This window comes from Wenyingzhuangia sp. IMCC45533, from assembly GCF_054111225.1.
The window spans coordinates 889,568-913,726 of the sequence record NZ_CM134197.1 but is presented as its reverse complement, the minus strand read 5'-3'; the positions used below and the strand labels follow the sequence as shown (position 1 = coordinate 913,726).

Here is a 24,159-nt window from a genome sequence, read left to right as displayed (position 1 = left end):
TTAAAAGAAGCAAATGAAAATAGGAGTAATAGGGTTGGGATATGTAGGGTTACCACTAGCAAGGCTTTTCGGAACCAAGTATACAACCATAGGCTTTGATATAAACACGAATAGAATTAAGGAGTTAAACAATGGTGTAGATTCCACTTTAGAATTAGACAACGAAACTTTATCTAGTGTGTTATTGGATAGTGATGCAGTTTCCCAAAATAAAAACGGTTTGTATTGCACAAACAATATAGAGCAATTGAAAAGTTGTAATATATACATCATTACTGTTCCCACTCCTGTTGATAAAAATAATAGGCCCGTTTTAACCCCTTTAATTAGAGCTAGTGAAACCGTTGGTACGGTTTTAAGCGAGAACAACATTGTTGTGTACGAGTCTACGGTGTACCCTGGGGCGACAGAAGAGGATTGCATACCTGTTCTTGAAAGAGTATCAGGACTGAAATATAACAAAGACTTTTTTGCAGGATATTCGCCAGAAAGAATCAACCCAGGTGATAAATTACACACTGTTGATAAAATTTTAAAAGTAACCTCTGGTTCTACTCCTGAAGTTGGGGTGAAAATTGATCAAATATATAAATCAGTAATATCCGCAGGAACTCATTTGGCTCCTACTATCAAGGTCGCTGAGGCAGCTAAGGTGATAGAGAATTCACAGAGAGATATCAACATAGCTTTTGTAAACGAGCTATCTAAAATTTTTAATCTGATGAACATCAATACAGACGATGTTTTAAAAGCGGCTGCAACCAAATGGAATTTTTTGCCTTTTAAGCCAGGCCTAGTGGGCGGGCACTGTATTGGAGTAGATCCATATTACTTAGCTCAAAAAGCACAAGAGTTTGGTTATCATCCAGAAATTATACTAGCAGGAAGAAGAATGAATGATAGTATGGGAGAGTACGTTGCTTCTCAAGTTGCTAAATTGATGATAAAGAACGACCTCAAAGTCAAAGGAGCTGATGTTTTAGTGTTGGGAATTACCTTTAAAGAAAACTGTCCTGATGTAAGGAATACTAAAGTTGTAGATGTTGTTAGCGAATTAACAGACTACGGGATTAATGTGGATGTGTATGATCCACAAGCTAATTCTGCTGAGGTAAAGTATGAATATGGAATAGAGATATTAAATAACCTATCTGGTAAAAAATATAAAGCTCTTGTTTTGGCTGTTGCTCACAATGAATTTTTATCATTAGATATAGAAAGTTTGAAAGAAAATAATGCAATAGTGTACGACGTTAAAGGAGTGTTAGATAATCAATTAATAGACGGTAAATTATAATGAATATTACAGTTGTAGGTACAGGTTATGTAGGATTAGTAACTGGAACTTGTTTTTCAGAGATGGGGAACAAAGTAACCTGTATAGATATAGATCAAAAAAAAGTAGACCATTTAAAAAATGGAATTATCCCAATTTATGAACCGGGTTTGGAGCCACTAGTGCGAAAAAATTTTGAACTAGGAAATTTGACATTTAGTACTCAAATAGCCGAAGGACTTAAAGGTTCTGAAGTGGCATTTATAGCTGTAGGAACACCAATGGGAGACGACGGTTCTGCGGATTTACAATATGTATTGGCGGTGGCAAGCGATATCGGAAAAAATATGAGTGGTCCTTTGGTTGTTGTGGATAAATCTACTGTTCCTATCGGTACAGCTGATAAAGTGAAAGCTACAATTCAAAAAGAACTAGATAAGAGAGGAGTAAATATAGAATTTCATGTAGTTTCTAACCCTGAGTTTTTAAAAGAAGGAGCTGCAGTTGCTGACTTTATGAAACCTGATAGGGTTGTGATTGGGGCAGAATCTGACGAAGCTTTTAAAGTGATGAAGAAATTGTATGCTACTTTTACTCACAATCATGATCGTTTGATAGAAATGGATATTCGTTCAGCAGAAATGACTAAGTACGCGGCCAATGCTATGCTAGCTACCAAAATTTCATTTATGAACGAGATTGCCAATATTTGCGAAAAAGTAGGTGCGGATGCCAATAAGGTTAGAATTGGTATAGGTTCTGATAACCGTATAGGTTATAGTTTTATATATCCAGGAGCAGGTTATGGAGGCTCTTGTTTTCCCAAAGATGTTAAAGCCTTAAAGAAAATAGCTGAAGAGAATGGTTACGAAGCAAAGTTAATTACTTCTGTAGAAGATGTAAATGATGCTCAAAAGTTTGTGATATCTAACAAGGTTGTTGATAAATACGGAGAGAATCTAAAAGGTTTAACTTTTGGTGTCTGGGGGTTATCTTTCAAGCCTGGAACTGATGATATGAGGGAAGCACCAGCTATCTATGTGATTAACGAATTGGTGAAAAGAGGTGCCAACGTAAAAGCATATGATCCAAAAGCAATGCATGAGGCTCAGGAATGTTATTTAAAAGGAGTTAAAAATATAGGGTATGTAGATTCTAAGTACAAAGCATTAGAAGGGGCAGATGCTATGATTCTTTTAACAGAATGGAAAGAGTTTAGATCCCCTGATTTTATGGAAATTAAATCTTTATTAAAATCACCTGTAATATTTGATGGTAGAAATCAATACAGTGTTTTTGAAATAGAAAAAGAAGGCTTTGACTATTATCAAATAGGTAAGTCATAAAACCAAATTGTGTAGAAACAATTATACTTTTAAATAAAAACTTAAAAAGGTGTTGCTTTAATTAAAAGTAACGCCTTTTTAAATGATGTACATTACTAATTAATACAATAGAATAAAGTGTCACTACAAAAACAAACATTATCAGGAATGATATGGACATTTATGGAGTTGTTTAGTAAACAAATAATAGGCTTTTTAGTGTCTGTTGTATTGGCGAGATTACTGTTGCCTGAAGAGTTTGGTATTATAGGGATGTTGTCCATTTTTATGGCCGTTGGTAGAACTTTGATAAATAGTGGTCTAGCAACGTCTCTGATAAGAACTCCTGATGCTAATCAAGAAGATTTTTCAACAGTATTTTTCTTTAATCTACTAGGAAGTATCATAATCTATTTTGTACTATTTCTCGCAAGTCCTTTGATTGCTGACTTTTTTGGCCAATCTATATTAATCTCAATAACTCGTGTTTATGGGTTGATATTTATTATAGATGCATTCTCTACTGTTCAAAAAACTAGATTAACTCAACAACTGAACTTCAAAACTCAAATGAGAGTAGCTTTACCATCTCTAATTGGTGGTAGCTTGGTAGGAGTTTTGCTTGCATATAAAGGATATGGTGTTTGGAGTTTGGTTTGGATGTATTTGTTACAATCTGTTTTAAGCTCAGTCCAATTATGGATAGTTACCAGATGGTCACCATCGTTTATTTTCAATTATGAGAAGTTTAAATATCACTTTAATTTTGGTTACAAACTATTGTTGTCGGGTTTATTGAATGCCCTTTTTTCAAATAGTTATACCTTAATTATTGGAAAGTTTTTTCTGCCAGCACAACTAGGGTATTATACTAGGGCTAATTCAGTTGTCCAGTTACCAGTCAATAATATATCAAAAGCTCTAAGTAAAGTGACTTATCCAATGTTTGCAAGTATTAAAGACGATGATGTACGTTTGAAAAAAGTATATCAAAAAATATTGAAAATGGTAACATTTGTAATTGCTCCAATACTAGTCTTTTTGGCAGTGTTAGCAACTCCAACATTTCGTTTTTTGTTTACGGAAAAATGGCTGCCAGCAGTTCCTTACTTTCAGGTACTATGTGTGTCAGGTATCTTATATCCATTTCACTCATACAATTTAAATATACTAAACGTTAAGGGTAGAAGTGACTTGTTTTTAAAATTAGAACTTTACAAAAAAATAATCGATGTTATAACTATTGCGTCTGCAATACCATTTGGAGTGATGGGATTATTGTGGGGAAGAGTCATTTCATCGCTACTTGGATTGTTTATAAATACTTATTATTCAGGTAGATTTATCAATTATACGGGACTTGAGCAGTTAAAAGATGTATTGCATATACTATTTGTTACGATTTTTGCTGGCATAGTAATATTGTGTCTTGATAATTTTTTAATCGGCAATCAAGTGTTAGATTTGTTAAGAATATTGATAGGAATGAGTGTAGGTTTAATAGTCTATTTATTATTGTCTTACAGTTTTAAAATTTCATCATTTGATGATCTAAAAAAAATTATACTTAAAAGATGATTCCAGTAACAAAACCATTTTTGCCACCTGCGGAAGAGTACAAAGAAATGATTAACTCTATTTGGGAAAGAGGCTGGTTAACCAATATGGGACCTCTCGCAAATACGCTTGAAGCTAAATTAAAAAAATATCTAAAAGTAGAGAATTTATTATATGTGACTAATGGTACAATCGCACTACAGATGGCTATAAAAGCACTCGATTTATCAGGGGAAATTATAACAACCCCTTTTTCATTTGTAGCTACGACAAGCAGTATTGTTTGGGAGGGATGTAAGCCTATTTTTGCAGACATAGATAAAGATTCACTTAATATAGACCCGAGTAGAATAGAAAGTTTAATAACTAAGGAAACATCAGCTATATTAGCAACTCATGTATACGGCAATCCATGTGATGTGTTAGCAATAGAAAAAATAGCAAAAAAGCACAATCTAAAAATAATTTATGATGGAGCCCATGCATTTGGTGTCGAATTACACGGCAAATCTATCTTTGAGTATGGTGATATATCTACCTGTAGTCTACATGCCACCAAATTGTATCATTCTACAGAAGGAGGTTTTATAGTAACCAATAATAATGAACTTAACCATAAAATGTTTAAGGCTAGGAATTTTGGTTTTAATGGACCAGAAAATTTTTCAACTTTAGGAGTAAACGGTAAAAACTCTGAGTTCCATGCAGCAATGGGATTGGTGAATTATAATTACATAGAATCAATTCATCAAAAAAGAAAAGAATTAACGGAATTATATCTGTCAAAACTAGAGAAAACTGAACTTAGAATACCTTTATGGATGGAATCGGCTAGTAAGAATTATTCATACTTTCCTGTTGTTTTTCCAACAGAACAAGATTTGTTAAAGTGCAAAATTAGATTAGAGGAAAATAAAGTGTTTTCTAGAAGATATTTTTACCCATCATTAGGTAGTTCATTACCATATACCAATCATGTTAATTTAGAGATTACAGATTGTGTTTCTAAAAGGGTCTTGTGTTTACCTTTGTATTATGATTTATCCTTAGAAGATGTCAATTCGATATGTGAATTAATAATAGAGAATTAAAGAATGGAGGAAGTTTTTGTATTTGGAATAGGTAACTATTCTGAGCCCATTATAGAACTAATACACGATTGTGGTTATGAAATAGCTGGTTTGTATCATTATAACAATTCGAAGAGAGGAACGTTTGTAATGGACTACGAAATTTTAGGTGATTATCAAGATTTTTTTGATCAATATAAAACAGGTAAAGTTGTAGTAGCTGTTGGCGATAATGGTATTCGAGAAGAGAAGCTTGACTTACTAAAAAACAAAGGATACGAGATTATAAATTTGATTCATCCAAATGCTTTCATATCTCCAAGTGCTAAAATAGGTTCAGGTGTATATCTTCATGCGGATAGTTTTGTATGGACAAAATGTAGAATAGGTGATTATTCAATATTAAGTCCTAAAGCTATACTGAGCCATCACGTAACCATAGGTAAAGCTTGTTTGGTTAGTACAAAGTCAATGGTAGGAGCTTATGTTTTACTAAAGGATAGAGTATTAGTGGGTAATAATGCAGGTATTATTGCAAAAAAAATAGAAATAGGGTCCGATACTATTATAGGGGCAAATTCATTTGTAACAAAATCGTTCTCTCACAATTCAGTTTTAGTAGGTTCACCAGCTCGATTTATAAAGAGTAATGCATAGAAGCCATTAGTTATATGTCGTAAATGTCTCAAGTGGATAAAGGAAGCTATTAATATCAAGTTGTGTAAAATCTAAAAAAAAGATGCAGACTATATTACTCTACGATTGTTTTTGTTTTACAAAAACGGGATTTCAATTATTCTAAATTATTGCATAAAAATAATATGTAAGTAATTATATCTATCTTTGATCTAAGTGTATATAAGCTTTCTCATCTTATAAATGTCTGTAAGAAAAACTAGATTATTTCAAATATATCAAATTGTTAAAAAAGTAATAACAAACCTAAATTCTATAAATCTCCTACGAAAAAAGATAGCAGAACTTAAAACGTCTATTGTATGAGAAGATACTTTAGAAGTGATAAAAGATTAACCTATCAATAACTTTGAAACATTTGTGTGTGTATAGCCTTATTAGAGGGATTCATTCAGCTGAAGAAGAAGTTAAACCAGAATTCTAAGTGTAAATGTGTTGGATAGATTTCTGAAAATTTTATAAAAAAAGATGAAATAAGCTTTTAGGAGTGTAGTAATTCATCTAGGGAGTATCATAACCTACGTTATAAGTTTGTACTTGAGTCGATTTGTAGTAAAGAGGTGAATATATTTGCCTTTTAGAAATGGAAATATATTAAAAAGAATAAATAAATAAAGAGAAAATTATATCATTGTTGCAGTTTTAGGATATATCTCAACTAATATTAAAAGAATATTAGGGATAGAATTATGTTATCTGCGCACCGTACAATTCAAAATAATTAAATATGTATTGAAATGAATTGTATATTTTATGAACAGTGTCTAGTTTTAACCATGGAGTAGCTGATTTAAGCAGTCGTATAATTAAATGAATAAAAGTGGTAGAAATGAATCAGCCATTATTTAAATAGGAAGAGGGAGTTCTATTACTTAAAAACTAAATCCTCATATATTGAAATATTATAAAACCTTGAATGGAGAACAAAATAGTAATACATATACATACTGATAAGAAGTTTGTAAAAGATAGTTATAGGTTTGAAAAGGGTGAATTTAAGAATACTACTATTTTTTTAGGTAATGCTTTTACTGATGAAATAGATATAGAGGGAGAAATTATTTTCTTTACAAAAAAAGAAACATCGAAAATAATAGAAATATGTAAAGCAGCACATTTGGTAGTGTTATATGATTTAGATGTTACAAAAAGTAAGATAGCTCTTAAGTTACCTAAAAGCGTAAAAATCGCCTGGAGATTTTTTGGATATGAATTGTATTCGAAAAAAAAAGAACTTTTCTTGAGTAATAAAACAAAACCATATATAACAAACAAAAGTGAAAATTGTATAGTACGCATCCTCCAGAATATTAAAAGTCTTTTTATATTTAAAACTTTGTATAAAAACATTTTTTGGAAGGCAGTAAAAAGATGTGATTTAATGTTAATTCTCTGTATTGAGGAGCATCAGTATTTGGAGAGCATATTTGGAAATCTACCTACTCCCATAAAGCTATCAAACAAGAAACCCGTAGTGGGTAATGTTGAAAAATTGGTGAATAGACGAAATTCTGATTTTCAAAAATTGATAGTTCTAGGGAATAATAGAAGTGTCTATAATAATCACCTAGAGCTTATCGACAAAGTAAAAAAGTTTGTGGATAATGAGTCTTACAGTTTTTCTATATTATTTAATTATGGTCCAAAATCAAGTTACTATTATGATGTTTTGAATCAAGCAAAGAACTATAATATAAATGTTGTAACAGATTTTATGACTTTATCAGAATTTAATAAGTTTTATAAGAGTATATCAGCATTGTGTATTAACGGTTACAGACAAATGGCAGTTGCAAATATAGTGACAGCTATTGCATTGGGCGTTAAGGTTTATTTACACAAAAAAAATGTCTATTCAGAATGGTTAGTTAATGAAGGTTTTAAGATATTTACCGTTGAGGATTTTGAAAAAGATTTAAAAGAAAATAATATTAATTTAAGCTTGGAAGATGCTATTTATAATGTTAAAATGTTAGATGACTTGTCAAGTAAATATAATGTGGGTAGATTTCAAAAAGAGGTTTTAGAAAAATTATCATTACTAAAATAAAAAGAAACAGAAATGAGAATTACAATTATAGCTGGTGCTAGACCAAACTTTATGAAAATAGCCCCTATCATTCATGCAATTGACAGTGTAAAAGAAAAAGGAGAGGATATTGGATTTAGATTAGTTCATACGGGTCAGCATTACGATAAAAAAATGAGTGACACTTTTTTTGAAGAGTTAAACATTCCTCATCCAGATGTTAATTTAGAGTGTGGTGGTGGTTCTCAAGCAGAACAGACAGCTGCAATTTTAATTAATTTTGAAAAAGAATTACTAACTAATCCTGCAGATTTGGTGTTGGTAGTTGGAGATGTTACCTCTACTATGGCTTGTGCGATAGTTGCTAAAAAATTAAATACCAAAGTAGCTCATGTAGAAGCAGGTATAAGGTCTTTTGATATAAGCATGCCTGAAGAAATAAATAGAATGGTAACGGATAGTATAACCGATTATTTTTTTACAACTTCGGAGGTTGCCAATACGAACTTGCGAAAGGAAGGAGTAAAAGAAAATCAAATATTTTATGTTGGGAACGTAATGATAGATACTTTGTTAAAAAATGAACCTCGATTTACAAAACCTGCTGTTTTTGATGAATTAAATTTACAAAACAAAAACTATTTTGTGCTAACAATGCATAGACCAGCAAATGTTGATCAGGCAAACAAGTTAAAACATTTGATGGATGAAATTGTAAACAATACTAATAACTTGCCAATTGTTTTTCCGATACACCCACGCACGGCTAAAATATTTTCTGATTTAGGAATAGCAGCTCCAAATTTAAAAATAGTAGAGCCTTTAGGGTATTTAGAGTTTAACTATTTAGTAAAAAATGCCAAAGCTGTAATTACTGACTCTGGAGGAATTACTGAAGAGACAACCGTAATGGGAGTACCTTGCTTGACATTAAGAGATAATACCGAAAGACCAGAAACCATAACGGTTGGTACTAATGAATTAATAGGGACTGATCCCAAAAATATTAAACCAGCTCTAGAACTTTTGTTTGCTGGAAAATGGAAAAAAGGAGCGATTCCAAATCTATGGGATGGAAATACAGCAGAAAGGATTGTGTATCAAATTTTAAAATGGTAATGGAAAAAAAGAGAATTTTATTGATTACAAAATCTTTTTACCCAGTATCTGGTCCACGCTCTACGAGAGCAACGGAACTGGTGAAATCTCTAGCAAGTGAAGGTCACGCAGTAAAAGTACTAACTCCATATAATAGTCAAGCCCACCCAGATTTTGCAAAGGGATACAATGTAGAAATTGAAAACTTAGGAACTCATTTTTTTAACGAGCCAAGAAAAAGCAAGGTGTCTACGTTGGGAGTTAAGGCTGTTTTAAAAATGTTAGATATATTAAAACTAGCCAATAGACATAATTTGCCAGATGTGTTTTTTAAGGAATTAACCTATCAAAAAATAAAGAATGAAACCAATTGGGATTTGCTTATTTCTATAGCTAAACCACATTCTATTCATTGGGGAGTTGCAAAAGCATTACAAAAAAATAAAAGTATTACAAAAAAATGGATAGCCGATTGCGGGGATCCATTTATGGGAAATCCTTTCTACACACCGGCAAATAAATTTATAAAAGAAGAAAAATTATTTTGTGAATTGGCAGATGTAATTTCTGTACCAATTCCAGAAGCTATAAATTCATATTATGAAGAATATCAGCATAAAGTTAAAGTAATTCCGCAAGGATTCAATTTTAAGATAGATAATCAAAAAACAGGTGTTTATAAAAAAAATAATATACCAACTTTTTGTTATTCGGGTGTTTTTTATAAGAACAAAAGAGATCCAAGAAAGTTGCTGGAGTATTTAATAAGTCTAAAGGAGCCGTTTAAGTTTATAATTTATACATCAAGTGCTAAATTAATCCGAACATACATAGATAAATCTGATGGTAGAATTGAAGTAAGAAATTACATACCTAGACATGATTTATTAAAAAAGCTATCTGAGATGGATTTTTTGATTAATATAAATAATATATCAAATGTTCAATCTCCAAGTAAATTAGTAGATTACTATTTATCCAGCAGGCCTGTTTTATCTCTAGCAAACAATGAAGTACCCAAGGAGTTTATAAAACAATTTTTTAAGGGTGATTACACAAATAGATATCCATTTCAAAATATGGAACGTTACAATATAGAAGAAGTAACGGAACAGTTTTTAAATGCGTAATATAAAAACATATGGCTAAGAGTAATAATTTTGCAGCTGCGGGTCTAGCAGTATTTTTAATATCTCCCTTATTGGCTTATGTGGTTGCGCTAAAAAATTTACGATTTTCATGGTCTAAAAACATTATTTGGTTTTTCTGTGGTTTTGTAGGGTATACATTGCAAATTCCGCCTAATAGTGCTTTTGATGCTGCTTCATATAAAAGGCATTTCTTAGAATATAGAACAAATGGTGAAAATTTCACAAGTCTTATAAATTCAATGTTTACTAACAGTAATCACTTGGAGTTTGTCGAAAAATCAATTTCTATAACTGTAGGGCAGGTGACAAGTAATTACCATATTTTATTTTTGGCTTATGGTTTGTTTTTTGGTTTTTTCTTTTCAAGAAATTTAGCCTACGTATATAAAGAATCAAGAGGTGTGCACAGAAGAGGTAGCATGTGGGTCATTATTATTATTGCCTTTTTAATACCTCCGTATACGATATCAGGATTTGACTATTGGACAGCATCACAGGTGTTTATTTACATAACAATGCCAATAATTTATGAAAATAAAAAGAAAAATAGTTGGCTGCTGGCTATTGTTCCTTTTATTCATTTTTCTTTTTATCTAGTTATTTTTTTGTTAATCAGTTTTTATTTTTTGCGAAAAAAGAAAAGGCTACTTCTAATTTTTTATGGAGTCAGCTTCTTGTCGTTTTTCTTGAATAAGTCTATTTTTAATGTGTTTATGAATTATTTACCTTCGGTAATTACTAGAAGAATGGATATATACATGAATGCTGAACAAATAGAAAGAACAGGTGGAAATATCATGAGATTGGTAGGGCTTATTTTCAATATTGCTACTAGTATTTTATTTTATGTGACATACACAAAGAATAAAACTTTCATAGAAACTAAGGGTGGGGTAAATAGGCTGTTTTTGTTTACACTATATTTTGCTGCTTTTTTTAATGTTTTAAGTATAATTCCTAGTGTTGGTAGATATAGAATAGTAGCTAATATTTTTATTTGGATGTGTGTTTTTCTGTTGTATAACCATAAAGATTTTAACAATCATAGAAAGTTATACAACGGAATAAGAGTAATGAGAATTTTTATATTATTCTATTGTTTAGCAAATACAATTAGATTTTATTTTCCAATGCTAGGTTTAGGATCAATACTTTCTAATCCACTTTTTGTTAATTTATTTGTGGATGATGATTATGTAGTTGGTAACATACTGAAGAAACTAAATTAAATAATTATGAAAATTTTATTTGTTGTGCCAAGGTATCATACCAATATGACTGGTTGGGTTAAAGCTTTGATATCTGCGGGGCATAGGGTTGAAGTACACGCTACATTGAGAGGGTATACAGAGAATTACGATGAAATAAAACCCATTGTCTTTGAAGATTCTGCGATCTCTAAGCTTTTAACAAAAATAGGCAAGAATGGGATCAATTCTCCTAAGTCTTTTCCTCCGGCATACAAATATTACAAATTTTTGAAAGCTAATAAACCTGATTATATCATAGTTAGAGATATAAGTCGCTACTTTTCTTTATTAGCGGCTTTGCTGGCTAAAATACTAGGAATAAAAACTGTAATTTATTCTCAGGCGTTACTAAATGAAAAGTATTCTCTTAAAAGACAAGCTTCGTTCAATTTTATAAATTGGTTTTTCGACTCCAAATGGATGACTCCTCTAGAAGGTAGGAGTATTCCTAAAAAAAGTGACAATGTTCCATCTAAGATGGTATTTGTACCTTTTGCAGTTACAGAAATAATTTTCAAAAATGAGTTTTTTTATAAGAATGAAACTAAACAGATATTAAGTATTGGGAAGTTTGTTCCTCGAAAATGCCATTTACTATTGTTAGAATCTATAAAAGATATGCTGTCACAAGGGTACAAACTGCATTTAACCTTAGTGGGAGAAAAATCTAGTGATTTACACGAAATAGAATTCCAAAAAGTGGTAAACTATATTGATCAGTATAATTTGAATGAATTTGTTACTTTAAAGACAAATATTCCACATAACGAAATTGGAAGTCTCTACAAAGCGAATGATCTATTCGTTTTACCTGCTGAAAAAGAGCCTGTAGGAATAGTTGTGTTAGAAGCCATGGGGTACGGACTGCCTGTAGTATGTTCTACAAGTTGCGGTGCTAAATATTATATTGATGATGATATTACAGGTTGTATTTTTGAAGAAAACTCAAAAATAGATCTAGTAAAAGCTATAAAGTGGTCATATGATGATAAAAATATGAAAGTTTTTGTAAAAGAAGGCAGCAAAAAAATAGTCAGCCGTATTTCTACACAAGCTTTTTTAAGCGAATTTGAATCAAAAATTTTACGGTGATTTAATTTTAAAAATATGAGAGTTAAACGACTTTTTTTTATACTACCAGATTTGAATGCTGGAGGAGCTCAGCGAGTGGTAACTTTTTTAAGTAAAAATATAGCTCAAAATTTTTTTGAAGTCAAGTTAATAATTATTGGGGCTAAAAACAAAACAGCTTTTGATTTGGAATTAGTAGATGTGGTTTATTTGGGAAAATCAAGGTTGTTAAAATCAATTCCCACTTTAATTAGTATTTTTAATAAAGAGAAACCAGATATAGTTTTTAGTTCGATAGGCAATTTAAATGTTGTTTTAGGTATGCTAGCGATCTTCTATAACAAAATAAATTTTATTGCGAGAGAAGCTAGTGTGGTGTCAAATAGAGCTGAATATTCTTCTTTAGGAGAAAAAATATATGGACTATTTCTTAAATTATCATATAAGAATTTTTCAAAGATAGTATGTCAGTCTACGGATATGAAAAAGGATTTTATTGAAAACTTTAGTATTCCATCAGAAAAATTAGTATTGATAAATAATCCAATTACTGAATTAGTATCAGTTGGTGAAAAAATAAAAACTACAGATAAAATGATGTATATAACCGTAGGAAGATTGACTGAAATAAAAGGTCACTTACGAATTCTACATTGTCTCAGCAAGATCAGTAATTATGAATTTGAATATACGATAGTGGGTTCGGGAAATTTGAAATCAAAAATTTTGGAAACTGCTGAAAAACTAAATTTAGAAAATAAAATAGTTTTTATTCCTTTTACATCAAACGTGTTGAAAGAGCTAAGCAAACATCATTTTTTTTTACAAGGTTCGTACGTTGAAGGATTTCCGAATGCTTTATTAGAAAGTTGTTCTGTAGGAGTTCCAGGGATAGCATTTAACGTGCCAGGAGGAACTAAAGAAATTATTCAAAATGGAGAAAACGGTTTTTTAGTAGAAAATGAATGTGAGTTTATAGAAGTTATATGTGATTTGGATAAATTAAATTCATTAAAGAATTGCAGCGAAATCAAAAAATCAGTGGAGTTAAAATTTAACGCAAACAAAATTTTAAGAGAATACTTGGAGTTGTTTGATGATGTTTTAAATAAGAAATAAGTATGGCTAAAAGAATAACATTACTTTCACTTTCTTTAATAAAAGGAGGAGCCGAAAATCAACTTGTTAAATTAGCTCTTTATTTACATAAAAATAATTACCAAGTCAAATTAATAGCTCTTTTGCCTCAAAATGATTTTCAAGAGTTATTGTTAGAGAATAACATTGATTATAAATTAGTACCCTTTAAAAAGGGTTTGGGGCTAATTAATTTAGTGAAAACAATAAAGGACAACAATACAGATGTTTTAGTTTCATTTATGTTTGGGGCTAATCTTATTTCTAGATTTGTCAAATTATTTACGAAGCTAAAGTTAATTACTTCTGTAAGAGTTAATGTTATTGATAAAAAATATTATTTATTATACAAGTTAACATACAAACTGGATGATATTTCTACGTTTAATTCTGAAGTTTCATTAACCAATTTTACTAAGAAAAAGCTAACAGCTAGAGGAAATTCATTTTTAATAAATAACGCGGTAAAAGTTTCAGAATTAGAAGAAAAAAGAGGTGTTAACAAAGTATTTACTTTTGTAAGTATAGCACATTTTAGAAAGCAAAAAGATTATAAAACTTTGTTCGAATCATTAAAAATACTTAAAGAACAAAATTGTGTTTTCAAATTGATAGTTATAGGTCATTTATATAATCAGTCTTGGCCTTTTGACGTAGTTAAAAAATATGGATTGACCTCTGAAATTGAGATATTGGGGTTTCAGCCAAACCCTAGTCAATTTTTAAAAAGAAGTGATGCTTTGATTTTATCAACTCATTGGGAGGGGACTCCAAATGCTGTATTAGAGGGGATGTCAAATAAGTTACCAATAATTGCATCGGATGTACCTGGTTGTAGAGCGTTGTTAGAAAAATCAAAGTGTGGATATTTGGTTAAACAGAAAGATCCTAGAGATTTGGCTTCAAAAATGCTCGTGCTCATGAACATGGCTGAAACTGAAAGAATTCACTTGGGAAATGTTGGGAGGAAATATATAGTAGATAACTATAGAGAGAGTAGTATCTTTAAAAAATGGGAAGAATTAATAAATAGTTAATTATGTGTGGAATTAATGGAGTGTATACCAATGCGAAAAATTTAAATCTAGATCCAGAAATTCATAGAATGAATGAAAGAATTTTTCATCGTGGACCCGATGAGTATGGTGTTTATATTGAGAATAGTAAAGATTATTCTTTAGCCATGGGTATGAGAAGACTCTCTATAATTGACGTACAATCTGGTAAGCAGCCAATTTATTCAAGAGATAAGAATCAAATAATTGTTTTTAATGGTGAAGTTTACAACTATAAAGTGCTTAAGAAAAAATTATTGGACAAAGGAGTTGAATTTGAAACTAATTCCGATACTGAAGTTATAATGAGACTTTATGAAGAGTATGGAACAGCTAGCTTTTCAATGTTAGACGGAATGTATGGATTTAGTATTTATGATAAAAAGGAGGATAAAATATATATTGCTAGAGATTTTTTTGGAGAAAAACCTATGTATTACTGTCATAAAGAAAATAGTTTATTATGGGGGTCTGAATTAAAATCAATTGTAAGTCAATTACGGAGCAAGCCAGAAATATCACACGAAGCATTGTCACTTTATTTTCAGTTGACATACATTCCAGCTCCATACACAATATATACTGCAGTGAAAAAATTGGAAGCTAATAGTTTTTTAGAGTTTGATTGTAAAACCCAAGAGGCTAAAATCAATACTATTAGATATGAGGATGTTATTGATTACGATAAAAAAATGTCGTTTGAAAAAGCTAAAAGAGTTACGGAAAATTTAGTGAACGAGACAGTAAATTCAAGAACTGTGTCAGACGTGCCAATAGGAACTTTCTTGTCAGGAGGTGTAGATTCATCCATTATATCGATGTGTCTAAGTAATAATTCCAATACGGCAGTAGATACTTTTTCAATTGGTTTTCAAAAAAAATCTTTTGATGAAAGTGATAAAGCCAAGTTAGTATCGAAATTAATTGGTAGTAATCATCATGAATTTAAATTGTCGGATAAAGATATGTTGGGTGATGTTGATTCAATATTATTAAATTATGACGAACCCTTTGCAGACCCCTCAGCTTTACCCACATTCATGGTGTCTAAATTAACTAGTCAGCATGTAAAAGTAGCATTAACAGGAGATGGAGGTGATGAAGTTTTTGGAGGATATAATAAATATTATATGGGAAAAATGAATAATATTTATACGGGTATAGTTCCCCAAAAACTACATCATAAAATTCTTATAAATACTGAGGGGATGTTAAAAGATAAATCGGATAGTAGAGGTATTAAGTTCAAATTAAGACGTTTACTAAAAGCGATAAATTACGAAGAAGAATTTTACTACAATATTATCTCTTTGGGCTTCCAAAAAAAGGAATTAGATTATCTAATTAACGATGAGAGTAAGATCAAAGAAATATTAGATTATTACAAGTCTAAAAATGTGCGAACACTTAAAGATTTTAGAGAAGTCGATAGAAATATTTCTTTGGAAGGTGCTTTACTGACAAAAGTGGATAGAGCGAGTATGCTTGCTTCAATAGAATGTAGATCACCTTTTTTAAATAAAAAATTATGGGATTTTACAAATCAATTGCCTGATGATTTTTTATTAAAAGGTTGGAATAAAAAATACTTATTAAAAAAAACTTTTGATAAGTATTTTCCTGAAAAATTCTTAGATAAATCTAAAAAAGGCTTTGCGGTACCCGTAGGAGATTGGTTAAGGTCTGTTTTTAGTAGAGAATTAAGAAGTTATATTGATGCTTCTTTTATAGAGAGACAAGATTTATTTCAGACAGAATATATTAGAGAATTAGTTATTAATCACTTATCAGGCAAAGAAGATAACACCTATAGAGTGTGGACATATTTTTGTTTTCAAAAATGGTATGTGAATATATATGATAATGGATTTAATAGCTAACAAATGAAAGTAGCTTTAGTGGAAAATTATGGTGCCGACTTTGTAGGAGCTAGATTGAGGTTAGCCCTGTTCTTGAAAAGGCAAGGAGTGAATGTAACGGCTATCATACCCAATGATGGATGCAAAAAAATAATACAAAATTCAGAGATAAATGTTATAGAAGTAGGTGCGAATATTAGAGCTCACGGACTTGACGTAAAATATCAATATGCTAAAAATTTAAGGGAAATATTGGTAAGAGAAGAATTTGATATCGTTCATTTTTTTAGACTCCAGCCAAACATAATTGGTACACTCATAGCAGGGCTGTTTACAGAGTCCAAAATTGTGAATCATGTAACAGGTTTAGGGGTTGCTTTCTCAGGTAGTAATCTTAGAAGTAGAATTCAGCAGTTCGTAATCAAATCTATTTATAAATTCAATTATTTATGCTTTAAACCTTTTACAATTTTTCAGAATAAACAAGATGTTAAAGAGCTAGGTTTTAAAAAAAGAGCAATTTGTATTGAAGGAAGTGCGGTAAATGAGGATAAATTTAACTCTGATGTTGTTAGTACTTATAAAGAGAATCTAAACAGTATAAGTAACGAAATCGAAGAAAAAGATAAAGAGCTCAAATTCATTTTTGTCTCAAGGCTGTTGAAAGAAAAAGGAATTTTAGAACTTATTTCGGGGTTCACGGCCGCAGAAAATGTATCTCATAAAAGAATAAAATTAATTATCGTTGGTTGGAGTGATTCACAAAATCCTTCAGCAATTTTACCATTTGAATTAGAACAACTTGTAGTAGATAAACCATTTATCAAATATCTTGGTAAACGATCAGATGTGGATAAACTCATTTACAAATCAGATGTGGGTATATTACCGACCTATTATAGGGAAGGGACCCCTCGGTTTTTATTAGAGTGTATGAGAATGAAGAAACCTATTATTACAACTGACATGCCAGGTTGTGATCATTTAATTGATAACAATGGTTTATTAATACAACCTCAAAGCACCGAAGCTATAAAAAATGCTATTTTAAATATTACAGACATGAATCTTTCAGATCTGGGAGAAAAAAGTTTTGACTTATACAATTCAAACTTCAGTGAGAAAAAAGTTTACTCAGGGATATTAGATTCTTATAAAAAATTATTGAATTAAATCTATGGCGAATATTTTAATAACAGGAGTGTCTGGTTTTGTAGGAGGAAACTTATCAGAATATTTATCCAGCGATGTAATAACAGGAGTTTCTAGAAAATCGAGGGTTAACGTAATTACCTATAAAGAAGTCTCCAGAGAAAGAATGAGTGAATTCTCTTGTGTAGTTCACCTTGCAGGAAAAGCTCATGATTTAAAAAAGACTTCCGACGATCAAGAATATTTTGAGGCTAATACAGAATTGACAAAAAAATTGTTTGATACCTTTTTAAAAAGTAGTTCTCGTGTATTTATATACATGAGCTCTGTTAAGGCCGCTGCGGATAAAGTAAATGGAGTGCTGGATGAAAATGAAATTCCAAATCCAATAACAGTTTATGGAAAGTCAAAATTAGCAGCAGAGCAGTATATATTGTCAAAAAAAATACCTGAGAATAAACGTGCTTATATTTTGAGACCTTGTATGATTCATGGACCCAATAATAAAGGAAATTTGAACTTGCTTTATAGTTTTGTTTCCAAAGGAGTTCCGTATCCTTTTGGAAAATTCCATAATAAACGTTCTTATGTTTCTGTTGAGAATTTGTGTTTTGTCATAAAAAACATGATAATTAATAAAAATATAGAAAGTGGCATTTACAATATTGCTGATGATGGTGAGTTATCAACAAATAAATTGGTTAGAATAATAGGAAATACAATAGACAAACCAGCCAAAGTGTTAAATATTCCTAAATTTTTAGTGCTTACACTCGCTAAATTAGGAGATGTTTTATCCTTACCAGTTAATAGTGAACGTTTACAAAAATTAACAGAAAATTATGTAGTCTCAAATAATAAAATAAAACAAGCAATTGGAGTAGATTTCCCTTTGACATTGGAGAAAGGAATAGAAAAAACAATTCAATCATTTCTGTAAAATATGACTTACTTAATTATTTTCCTAATAATGACTATTTGTTCTGTTGCTTATTTAAAGTTGGCAATCAAATTTAATATTATAGACAAACCTAATCAAAGAAGTTCACATACCATACCAACAATAAGAGGCGGAGGTGTTTTGTTTTTTATCTCAATTTTGTTGTTTTTTATAACTTCCAAAGGTCAATATCCATATTTTTTTATAGGAACTTTTATAATTGCCTTCGTGAGCTTTATAGATGATTTGAAGACATTAAGTTCAAGATTTAGATTACCATTTCAGTTTTTAGCGATAAGTCTAATATTATTCCAAATTTATGGTTTTACAATTCCCTTTTGGATTTTTATACCATTGATGATTTTAGGAGTTGGTTTCATAAATTTATATAACTTTATGGATGGTATCAACGGTATAACTGGCATTTTCAGTTTAGTTATTCTTTCTGCATTATATATGGTTAATCGAGATATTAAAGTAATTAATAATGATTTGTTTATATATCAAGTAATTGCAATTATTGTTTTCGGTTTTTATAATTTTAGAAAAAAAGCGAGATTTTTTGCTGGAGACATAGGGAGTATATCCTTAGCTATGATGGTTTTTTTTACAGGACTTTTTATGATTTATGAACAAAATTCACCTATTTTTTTGATGTTTATGATTGTTTACGGAGCTGATAGTACCCTGACAGTTTTTTACAGATTATTTGTGATAAAGGAGAATATAGGAGAACCTCATAGACATCACATTTATCAAAAGTTGGTAGACAGAACATCTCTCTCTCATATTCAAGTATCTCTATTGTATGCCTTAGTTCAATCTATTGTGAGCCTAATTATTTTTCAATTTTGTCATTTAGAATTTGTAAATCAATTAATAGTCATGGGATTAATCACCGTAGTTTTTATATCACTTTATATTGGTGTTTTTGTTTTCTTAGAAAAAAAAAAGATCAACTAACTCGATGCTAAAACAGAAATTTGTAACGAACACATTATCGCTTTTTTCAATAAAAGGATTAGAACTAATATTTACAATTTGGGTGGTCCCTTTTTTATTAACAAAAATAGGTATTGACAATTATGGTGTATATGCCTTTGGGATATCACTCGTTTTGTTTTTTACCAATGTCTTGAATTATGGCTTTAATTTATCAACAGTTAGGGATTTGGCGAAGGCTGATGAAGATAAATCTATGATATCCAAACTTTTCAACGAAGTGATTAATGTAAGATTTTATCTATTTGTTTTTTCGTATCTAATCATTGTTTTAATTTTAATTTTGGTTCCAAAATTTGACCCTCACAAGAAAGTTTATGTTTTTAGTTCTTTTATTTTACTAGGACATTTCTTTTCACTCAGATGGTTTTTTTTGGGATTAGAGAAAATGATTGTTTATTTGATACTTAGTTTATTATCCACATTAAGTTTTGCGATACTATTGTCTCTGCTACTTAGTAATGAGACACCACTTTACTATGTGCCTTTGTTCGAAGCTATTTCTTTGATTGTTATTAATTTCTTCGGATTTGTCTACGTATTACGTGTTTATAAAATAAAATTATATGCTTTGCATCCTATTAAAGTTTTAAATTATTTGAAAAATAACATTGATTCATTTATAAACTTACTACTTCCATCTATCTATAATAATATTATTGTTTTTTTAGTGGGGATGTTTGGTCTACCTTCTGATGTTACTTTTGTTCAAATAGGTTTGAAGTTAACAAATATGTTTACCACTATTAATGCTATTTTAACCAAAGCTTTCTATCCAATAGTAAATAGAAACAGAACAGCCTTTAGTTTGGTAAGAACCTTAATGATTGTTGTAGGTACAGGGTTTTCATTAATTATGTTTTTTATGAGTGAGTGGATTGTTACCGTTTGGCTAAATAAACATTCAATAAAGGAGTATCAAAACATTACTCTAGTCATAAAACTAATGTCAGCAATACCTTTTTTAATGTCTATTATATCTATTTACGGCGTAAATGGGATACTTGTGTTTCAGAAAGATAAATTATATAGAAACATTACGCTAATATCAACACTCATGATGGTTATTTCAATTTTGATATTGTTGCCCATATATGGCTATATTGGGGCTGCAGTTTCACTTGTGGTAAGCAGATTGGTCTATTCATTTTTATCATACCATTATTATATTGATTTAAAAAGAAATGAATTTGTCAATTAGATTAAAAAATACTGAGAACCTATTTTTTTTTATAATGATATTAGTATCGTTATTGTACGCTTTTTTTCCTTTTGGTGATAGATACAATATGGCTATTGTTTCAACTTTTCTGATGGTTGGATTAACGTCTATTTACGGAATTTTTAAAATGGGTAAGAGCAAAAAAATAAGTTTAAATATTTCAATCTTTTTATTTAATTATTTTTTTTGTTTTGTAGCGCCATTAATTCAGTATAAAACAAATACTGTATTCTATACTGATTTTGTAATTACTGATAGCCTCTATCTTAAATCCGCTTTAATAATTCTATGTTCGCAAGTTTATTACCTTTTTGTTTATGTGTTTTTAACCTCAAAAGTTAATGTGGAAAATTTTGGAGCCCAAGAATCGTCTAATGCTTTGATTGGAATCCCTTTCAAATACTTCTATATTCTATCACTAATAGCAATTGCAGTATATTTTTACTTAATTAAATTTAACTTTAGGCTATTGATTTTTAGGCCTTTCGAATTTAAATTGAAAGAAAATACTAACTGGGGTTATATTGGTTATGCACTTGTTTTAGTTGTAAGGCAAATACCTTTTTTTATCTTTTTGTTCTATTCACTATCGTCTAATAACTTCAAGAAAAGAATAATTCTATTGTTTTTGTTGCTAATAGTTTCTTTTCCAACGAGCCTATCTAGAGGTTTAATGGGAGTAATTTATATTCCTGTGTTGTTGACTTTCTTCCCTGTACTAAAGGACAAACTTAGATATGTATTACTTTTTATTGGTGGTGTACTGGTACTTTTCCCACTATTAAATAATTTAAGACACTGGAACGAAGCAGTTTTAACTCTAAACTATGATTTGTTTAACACAGCACATTTCGATGCTTTCCAAAATTTTATATTTCTTATTAAAGAAAATTATATAAGCTGGGGTCAGCAACTAAAAGGTTCGGTATTGTTTTTTATGAGAGAAATTAACGGAGTTTCTAATAATGGGAGTGGTCACATAATTGGTGAAAAAACAGATTATAGCTTTCTAAATGTGTCTATGCCTCTAGTTGGTGAAGGTTATATTAATTTTGGTTATTTTGGGGTTTTTCTTTTTTTATTTTTGCTCGCTTTTTTAAATGTTGTTCTTGATAAAATTAATTTGATAGTAAATGTCAAATATCAGCTTAAAGCCATTTACCTAGTGATGTTAGGTTATGAGTTTTACTTAATGAGAGGAGATTTATTAAGTTCCGCAAAAATGTTAACTAGTTTTACGTTATCCTATTTATTAGTAAACGTAGTGTTTAAGGTAGTTTGTTTGAAAAATAAAAAATTCCAAAATAAATTTCCGAACAGATTATTTTAAACAAAGGTTAAAGTTCAAAGGATGTTATATATTTGCGATTATGAAAAAATACTTATTAGAATTAATAAGCCAAAACATACCAAGATCTTTGGTTTTACTAATTGATACTACTTTAGTAACAATCAATTTCATTCTATCGTATTTTATTTTAAATGAATTTTCTGTTGATTTTGACTTGATGAAGCCTTTTATACAACTACCTTACGTTGTAGTTGTATCTCTATTTAGCTTTTTAGTGATGGGGTCATACAAGGGGGTGATAAGACATACAGGTCTCAGGGATACAATTACAATATACTCAAGCGTTTCTTTATTAACTTTTATTTTACTGACCTTAAATTATATTAACAAAACAGGTTTCTATTGTCCGCGATATATACTGTCCATGTCAAATATCACTATTTTGTTCTTATTGAATATAATAACTTTGATAACCAGTAGATATTTGTTCAAATTTGTATTCAAATCAATCATAAATAAGTCCTTAAAAGTAACGAGATCTAATGTTGTTATCTACGGAGCAGGTGAAATGGGAACCATTGTGTATTCTACTTTGCAAAAGAGTAGTGATAGAGGAATTAAAGTACGATGTTTTGTAGACGATGACATAAAAAAACAAGGTTCTAAAATTGACAGAATAAATGTAGTTTCTTTAGAATCTATAGACAAAAGATACGTAGACGAGCATAATATCAACGAGGTTATAATTGCTATTAAAAATATTCCTCAACAAAAGCTGTTATCAATATCTGATAAATTTTTGAATTTATCTGTCAAAATAAAAATTGTACCACCTGTATATAAGTGGGTGGGAGGAGATTTGCAGTTGAATCAAATAAAACAAATTAATATTGATGATTTGCTAAATAGAGTTCCTATTGAGTTAAATAATCCAGAGATTTATAAAGAAGTAGCCAATAAAAAAATTATAATAACGGGAGCTGCAGGCTCTATAGGATCTGAAATAGTTCGTCAACTTTCCCTCTACAAATGCGAGGAGTTAATTTTAATTGATCAGTCGGAATCTTCTCTTTATGATATTGAGCAAGATTTGTCAAGGAAAATAATTAGTACAAAACTAAGATGTTATGTATCTGATGTTAGGGATTTGAATATGATGGATTTTATATTTAATACTCACAAACCTAATCTTGTTTTTCACGCAGCAGCCTACAAACACGTACCGTTAATGGAGGCAAATCCGTACGAGGCAGTAAAAATTAATATTGTTGGAACGAAAAATATAGCCGATTTATCTTGCAAATACGGAATAGAAAAGTTTGTAATGGTTTCCACAGATAAAGCAGTTAATCCAACCAATGTAATGGGAGCTACTAAAAGGGTTGCTGAACTCTATATAAGTTCAAAAAACAGAGAGCAAACCGTTACTAAATTTATTACTACCCGATTTGGAAATGTTTTAGGGTCAAATGGTTCAGTTATTCCACTATTTAAAAAGCAAATATCAGAAGGTGGGCCAATTACTTTAACCCATCCCGAAATTACTAGGTACTTTATGACTATACCTGAAGCTTGTCAATTGGTTATAGAGGCTGGATGTATGGGAAACGGCGGCGAAATATATATATTCGACATGGGTCAGTCGGTTAAAATATTAGATTTGGCCAAAAGAATGATCAAATTATCGGGGTTAAATTATCCGGAAGACATCGATATTGAGATAACGGGGTTGAGGCCTGGTGAAAAACTTTACGAAGAATTGTTGAATGATGGTGAGAATTCAATACCAACTCACCACAACAAAATAATGGTACGCAAACAAGATAGTACTCTATTGGATGAAAAAGTCAGAGATATAAATGAATTGATTGTAATAAATCACCCAAATAATCAACACGAAGTAGTATCAAAAATTAAAAATATTGTTCCTGAATTTATATCGAATAATTCTATATTTGAAAATCTTGATAAAAACTAA

General features: G+C 30.3%; 19 protein-coding genes. All 19 read left to right on the top strand.

The features are described from left to right. Positions 1-13: 13 nt before the first annotated feature. Positions 14-1,297, top strand: a complete 1,284-nt coding sequence (locus tag ACXGQW_RS04050) for a nucleotide sugar dehydrogenase (protein WP_457823820.1) — start codon at positions 14-16, stop codon at positions 1,295-1,297. Next, positions 1,297-2,622, top strand: coding sequence for a UDP-glucose dehydrogenase family protein (locus ACXGQW_RS04045; protein ID WP_457823819.1), 1,326 nt, complete (start codon positions 1,297-1,299; stop codon positions 2,620-2,622). The genes ACXGQW_RS04050 and ACXGQW_RS04045 overlap by 1 nt, the downstream gene beginning before the upstream one ends. A 147-nt stretch (positions 2,623-2,769) precedes the next feature. After that, on the top strand, positions 2,770-4,179 hold the full coding sequence (locus ACXGQW_RS04040; RefSeq protein WP_457823818.1) for a lipopolysaccharide biosynthesis protein: 1,410 nt from the start codon (positions 2,770-2,772) through the stop codon (positions 4,177-4,179). Continuing rightward, a complete protein-coding gene (locus tag ACXGQW_RS04035; protein WP_457823817.1) occupies positions 4,176-5,249 on the top strand; it encodes a DegT/DnrJ/EryC1/StrS family aminotransferase in 1,074 nt (357 codons plus the stop codon). Before ACXGQW_RS04040 ends, ACXGQW_RS04035 begins: the two co-directional genes overlap by 4 nt. 3 nt (positions 5,250-5,252) lie before the next feature. Beyond that, a complete protein-coding gene (locus ACXGQW_RS04030) occupies positions 5,253-5,885 on the top strand; it encodes a NeuD/PglB/VioB family sugar acetyltransferase (RefSeq protein ID WP_457823816.1) in 633 nt (210 codons plus the stop codon). Between the two features lie 955 nt (positions 5,886-6,840). Next, positions 6,841-7,974, top strand: a complete 1,134-nt coding sequence (locus tag ACXGQW_RS04025; protein WP_457823815.1) for a hypothetical protein — start codon at positions 6,841-6,843, stop codon at positions 7,972-7,974. A 12-nt stretch (positions 7,975-7,986) separates the two neighbouring features. Then, complete coding sequence (wecB, locus tag ACXGQW_RS04020) at positions 7,987-9,072, top strand: non-hydrolyzing UDP-N-acetylglucosamine 2-epimerase (RefSeq protein WP_457823814.1); 1,086 nt, start codon at positions 7,987-7,989, stop codon at positions 9,070-9,072. Beyond that, entirely contained in the window at positions 9,072-10,181 is a 1,110-nt protein-coding gene (locus tag ACXGQW_RS04015) for a hypothetical protein (RefSeq protein WP_457823813.1), read from the top strand. Before wecB ends, ACXGQW_RS04015 begins: the two co-directional genes overlap by 1 nt. Before the next feature lie 11 nt (positions 10,182-10,192). Then, entirely contained in the window at positions 10,193-11,431 is a 1,239-nt protein-coding gene (locus tag ACXGQW_RS04010; RefSeq protein WP_457823812.1) for a hypothetical protein, read from the top strand. A 6-nt stretch (positions 11,432-11,437) separates the two neighbouring features. Then, positions 11,438-12,544, top strand: a complete 1,107-nt coding sequence (locus ACXGQW_RS04005; RefSeq protein ID WP_457823811.1) for a glycosyltransferase family 4 protein — start codon at positions 11,438-11,440, stop codon at positions 12,542-12,544. Positions 12,545-12,559: 15 nt separating this feature from the next. After that, positions 12,560-13,642, top strand: coding sequence for a glycosyltransferase (locus tag ACXGQW_RS04000; RefSeq protein WP_457823810.1), 1,083 nt, complete (start codon positions 12,560-12,562; stop codon positions 13,640-13,642). A 2-nt stretch (positions 13,643-13,644) separates the two neighbouring features. Next, positions 13,645-14,697 (top strand): glycosyltransferase, encoded by a 1,053-nt coding sequence (locus ACXGQW_RS03995; protein WP_457823809.1) that lies wholly within the window; start codon positions 13,645-13,647, stop codon positions 14,695-14,697. 2 nt (positions 14,698-14,699) lie between these two features. Beyond that, entirely contained in the window at positions 14,700-16,595 is a 1,896-nt protein-coding gene (gene asnB / locus ACXGQW_RS03990) for an asparagine synthase (glutamine-hydrolyzing) (protein ID WP_457823808.1), read from the top strand. Positions 16,596-16,598: 3 nt separating this feature from the next. Beyond that, positions 16,599-17,747 carry a glycosyltransferase gene (locus tag ACXGQW_RS03985; RefSeq protein ID WP_457823807.1) on the top strand — a complete coding sequence of 383 codons (1,149 nt, stop codon included), beginning with the start codon at positions 16,599-16,601 and terminating at the stop codon, positions 17,745-17,747. Positions 17,748-17,751: 4 nt separating this feature from the next. Continuing rightward, positions 17,752-18,666 (top strand): NAD-dependent epimerase/dehydratase family protein, encoded by a 915-nt coding sequence (locus ACXGQW_RS03980; RefSeq protein WP_457823806.1) that lies wholly within the window; start codon positions 17,752-17,754, stop codon positions 18,664-18,666. A gap of 3 nt (positions 18,667-18,669) precedes the next feature. Further along, complete coding sequence (locus ACXGQW_RS03975; RefSeq protein ID WP_457823805.1) at positions 18,670-19,629, top strand: MraY family glycosyltransferase; 960 nt, start codon at positions 18,670-18,672, stop codon at positions 19,627-19,629. A gap of 4 nt (positions 19,630-19,633) precedes the next feature. Further along, a complete protein-coding gene (locus ACXGQW_RS03970) occupies positions 19,634-20,869 on the top strand; it encodes an oligosaccharide flippase family protein (protein ID WP_457823804.1) in 1,236 nt (411 codons plus the stop codon). Positions 20,870-21,233: 364 nt separating this feature from the next. After that, positions 21,234-22,220 (top strand): hypothetical protein, encoded by a 987-nt coding sequence (locus tag ACXGQW_RS03965; RefSeq protein WP_457823803.1) that lies wholly within the window; start codon positions 21,234-21,236, stop codon positions 22,218-22,220. Positions 22,221-22,260: 40 nt separating this feature from the next. Beyond that, on the top strand, positions 22,261-24,159 hold the full coding sequence (locus tag ACXGQW_RS03960; RefSeq protein ID WP_457823802.1) for a polysaccharide biosynthesis protein: 1,899 nt from the start codon (positions 22,261-22,263) through the stop codon (positions 24,157-24,159).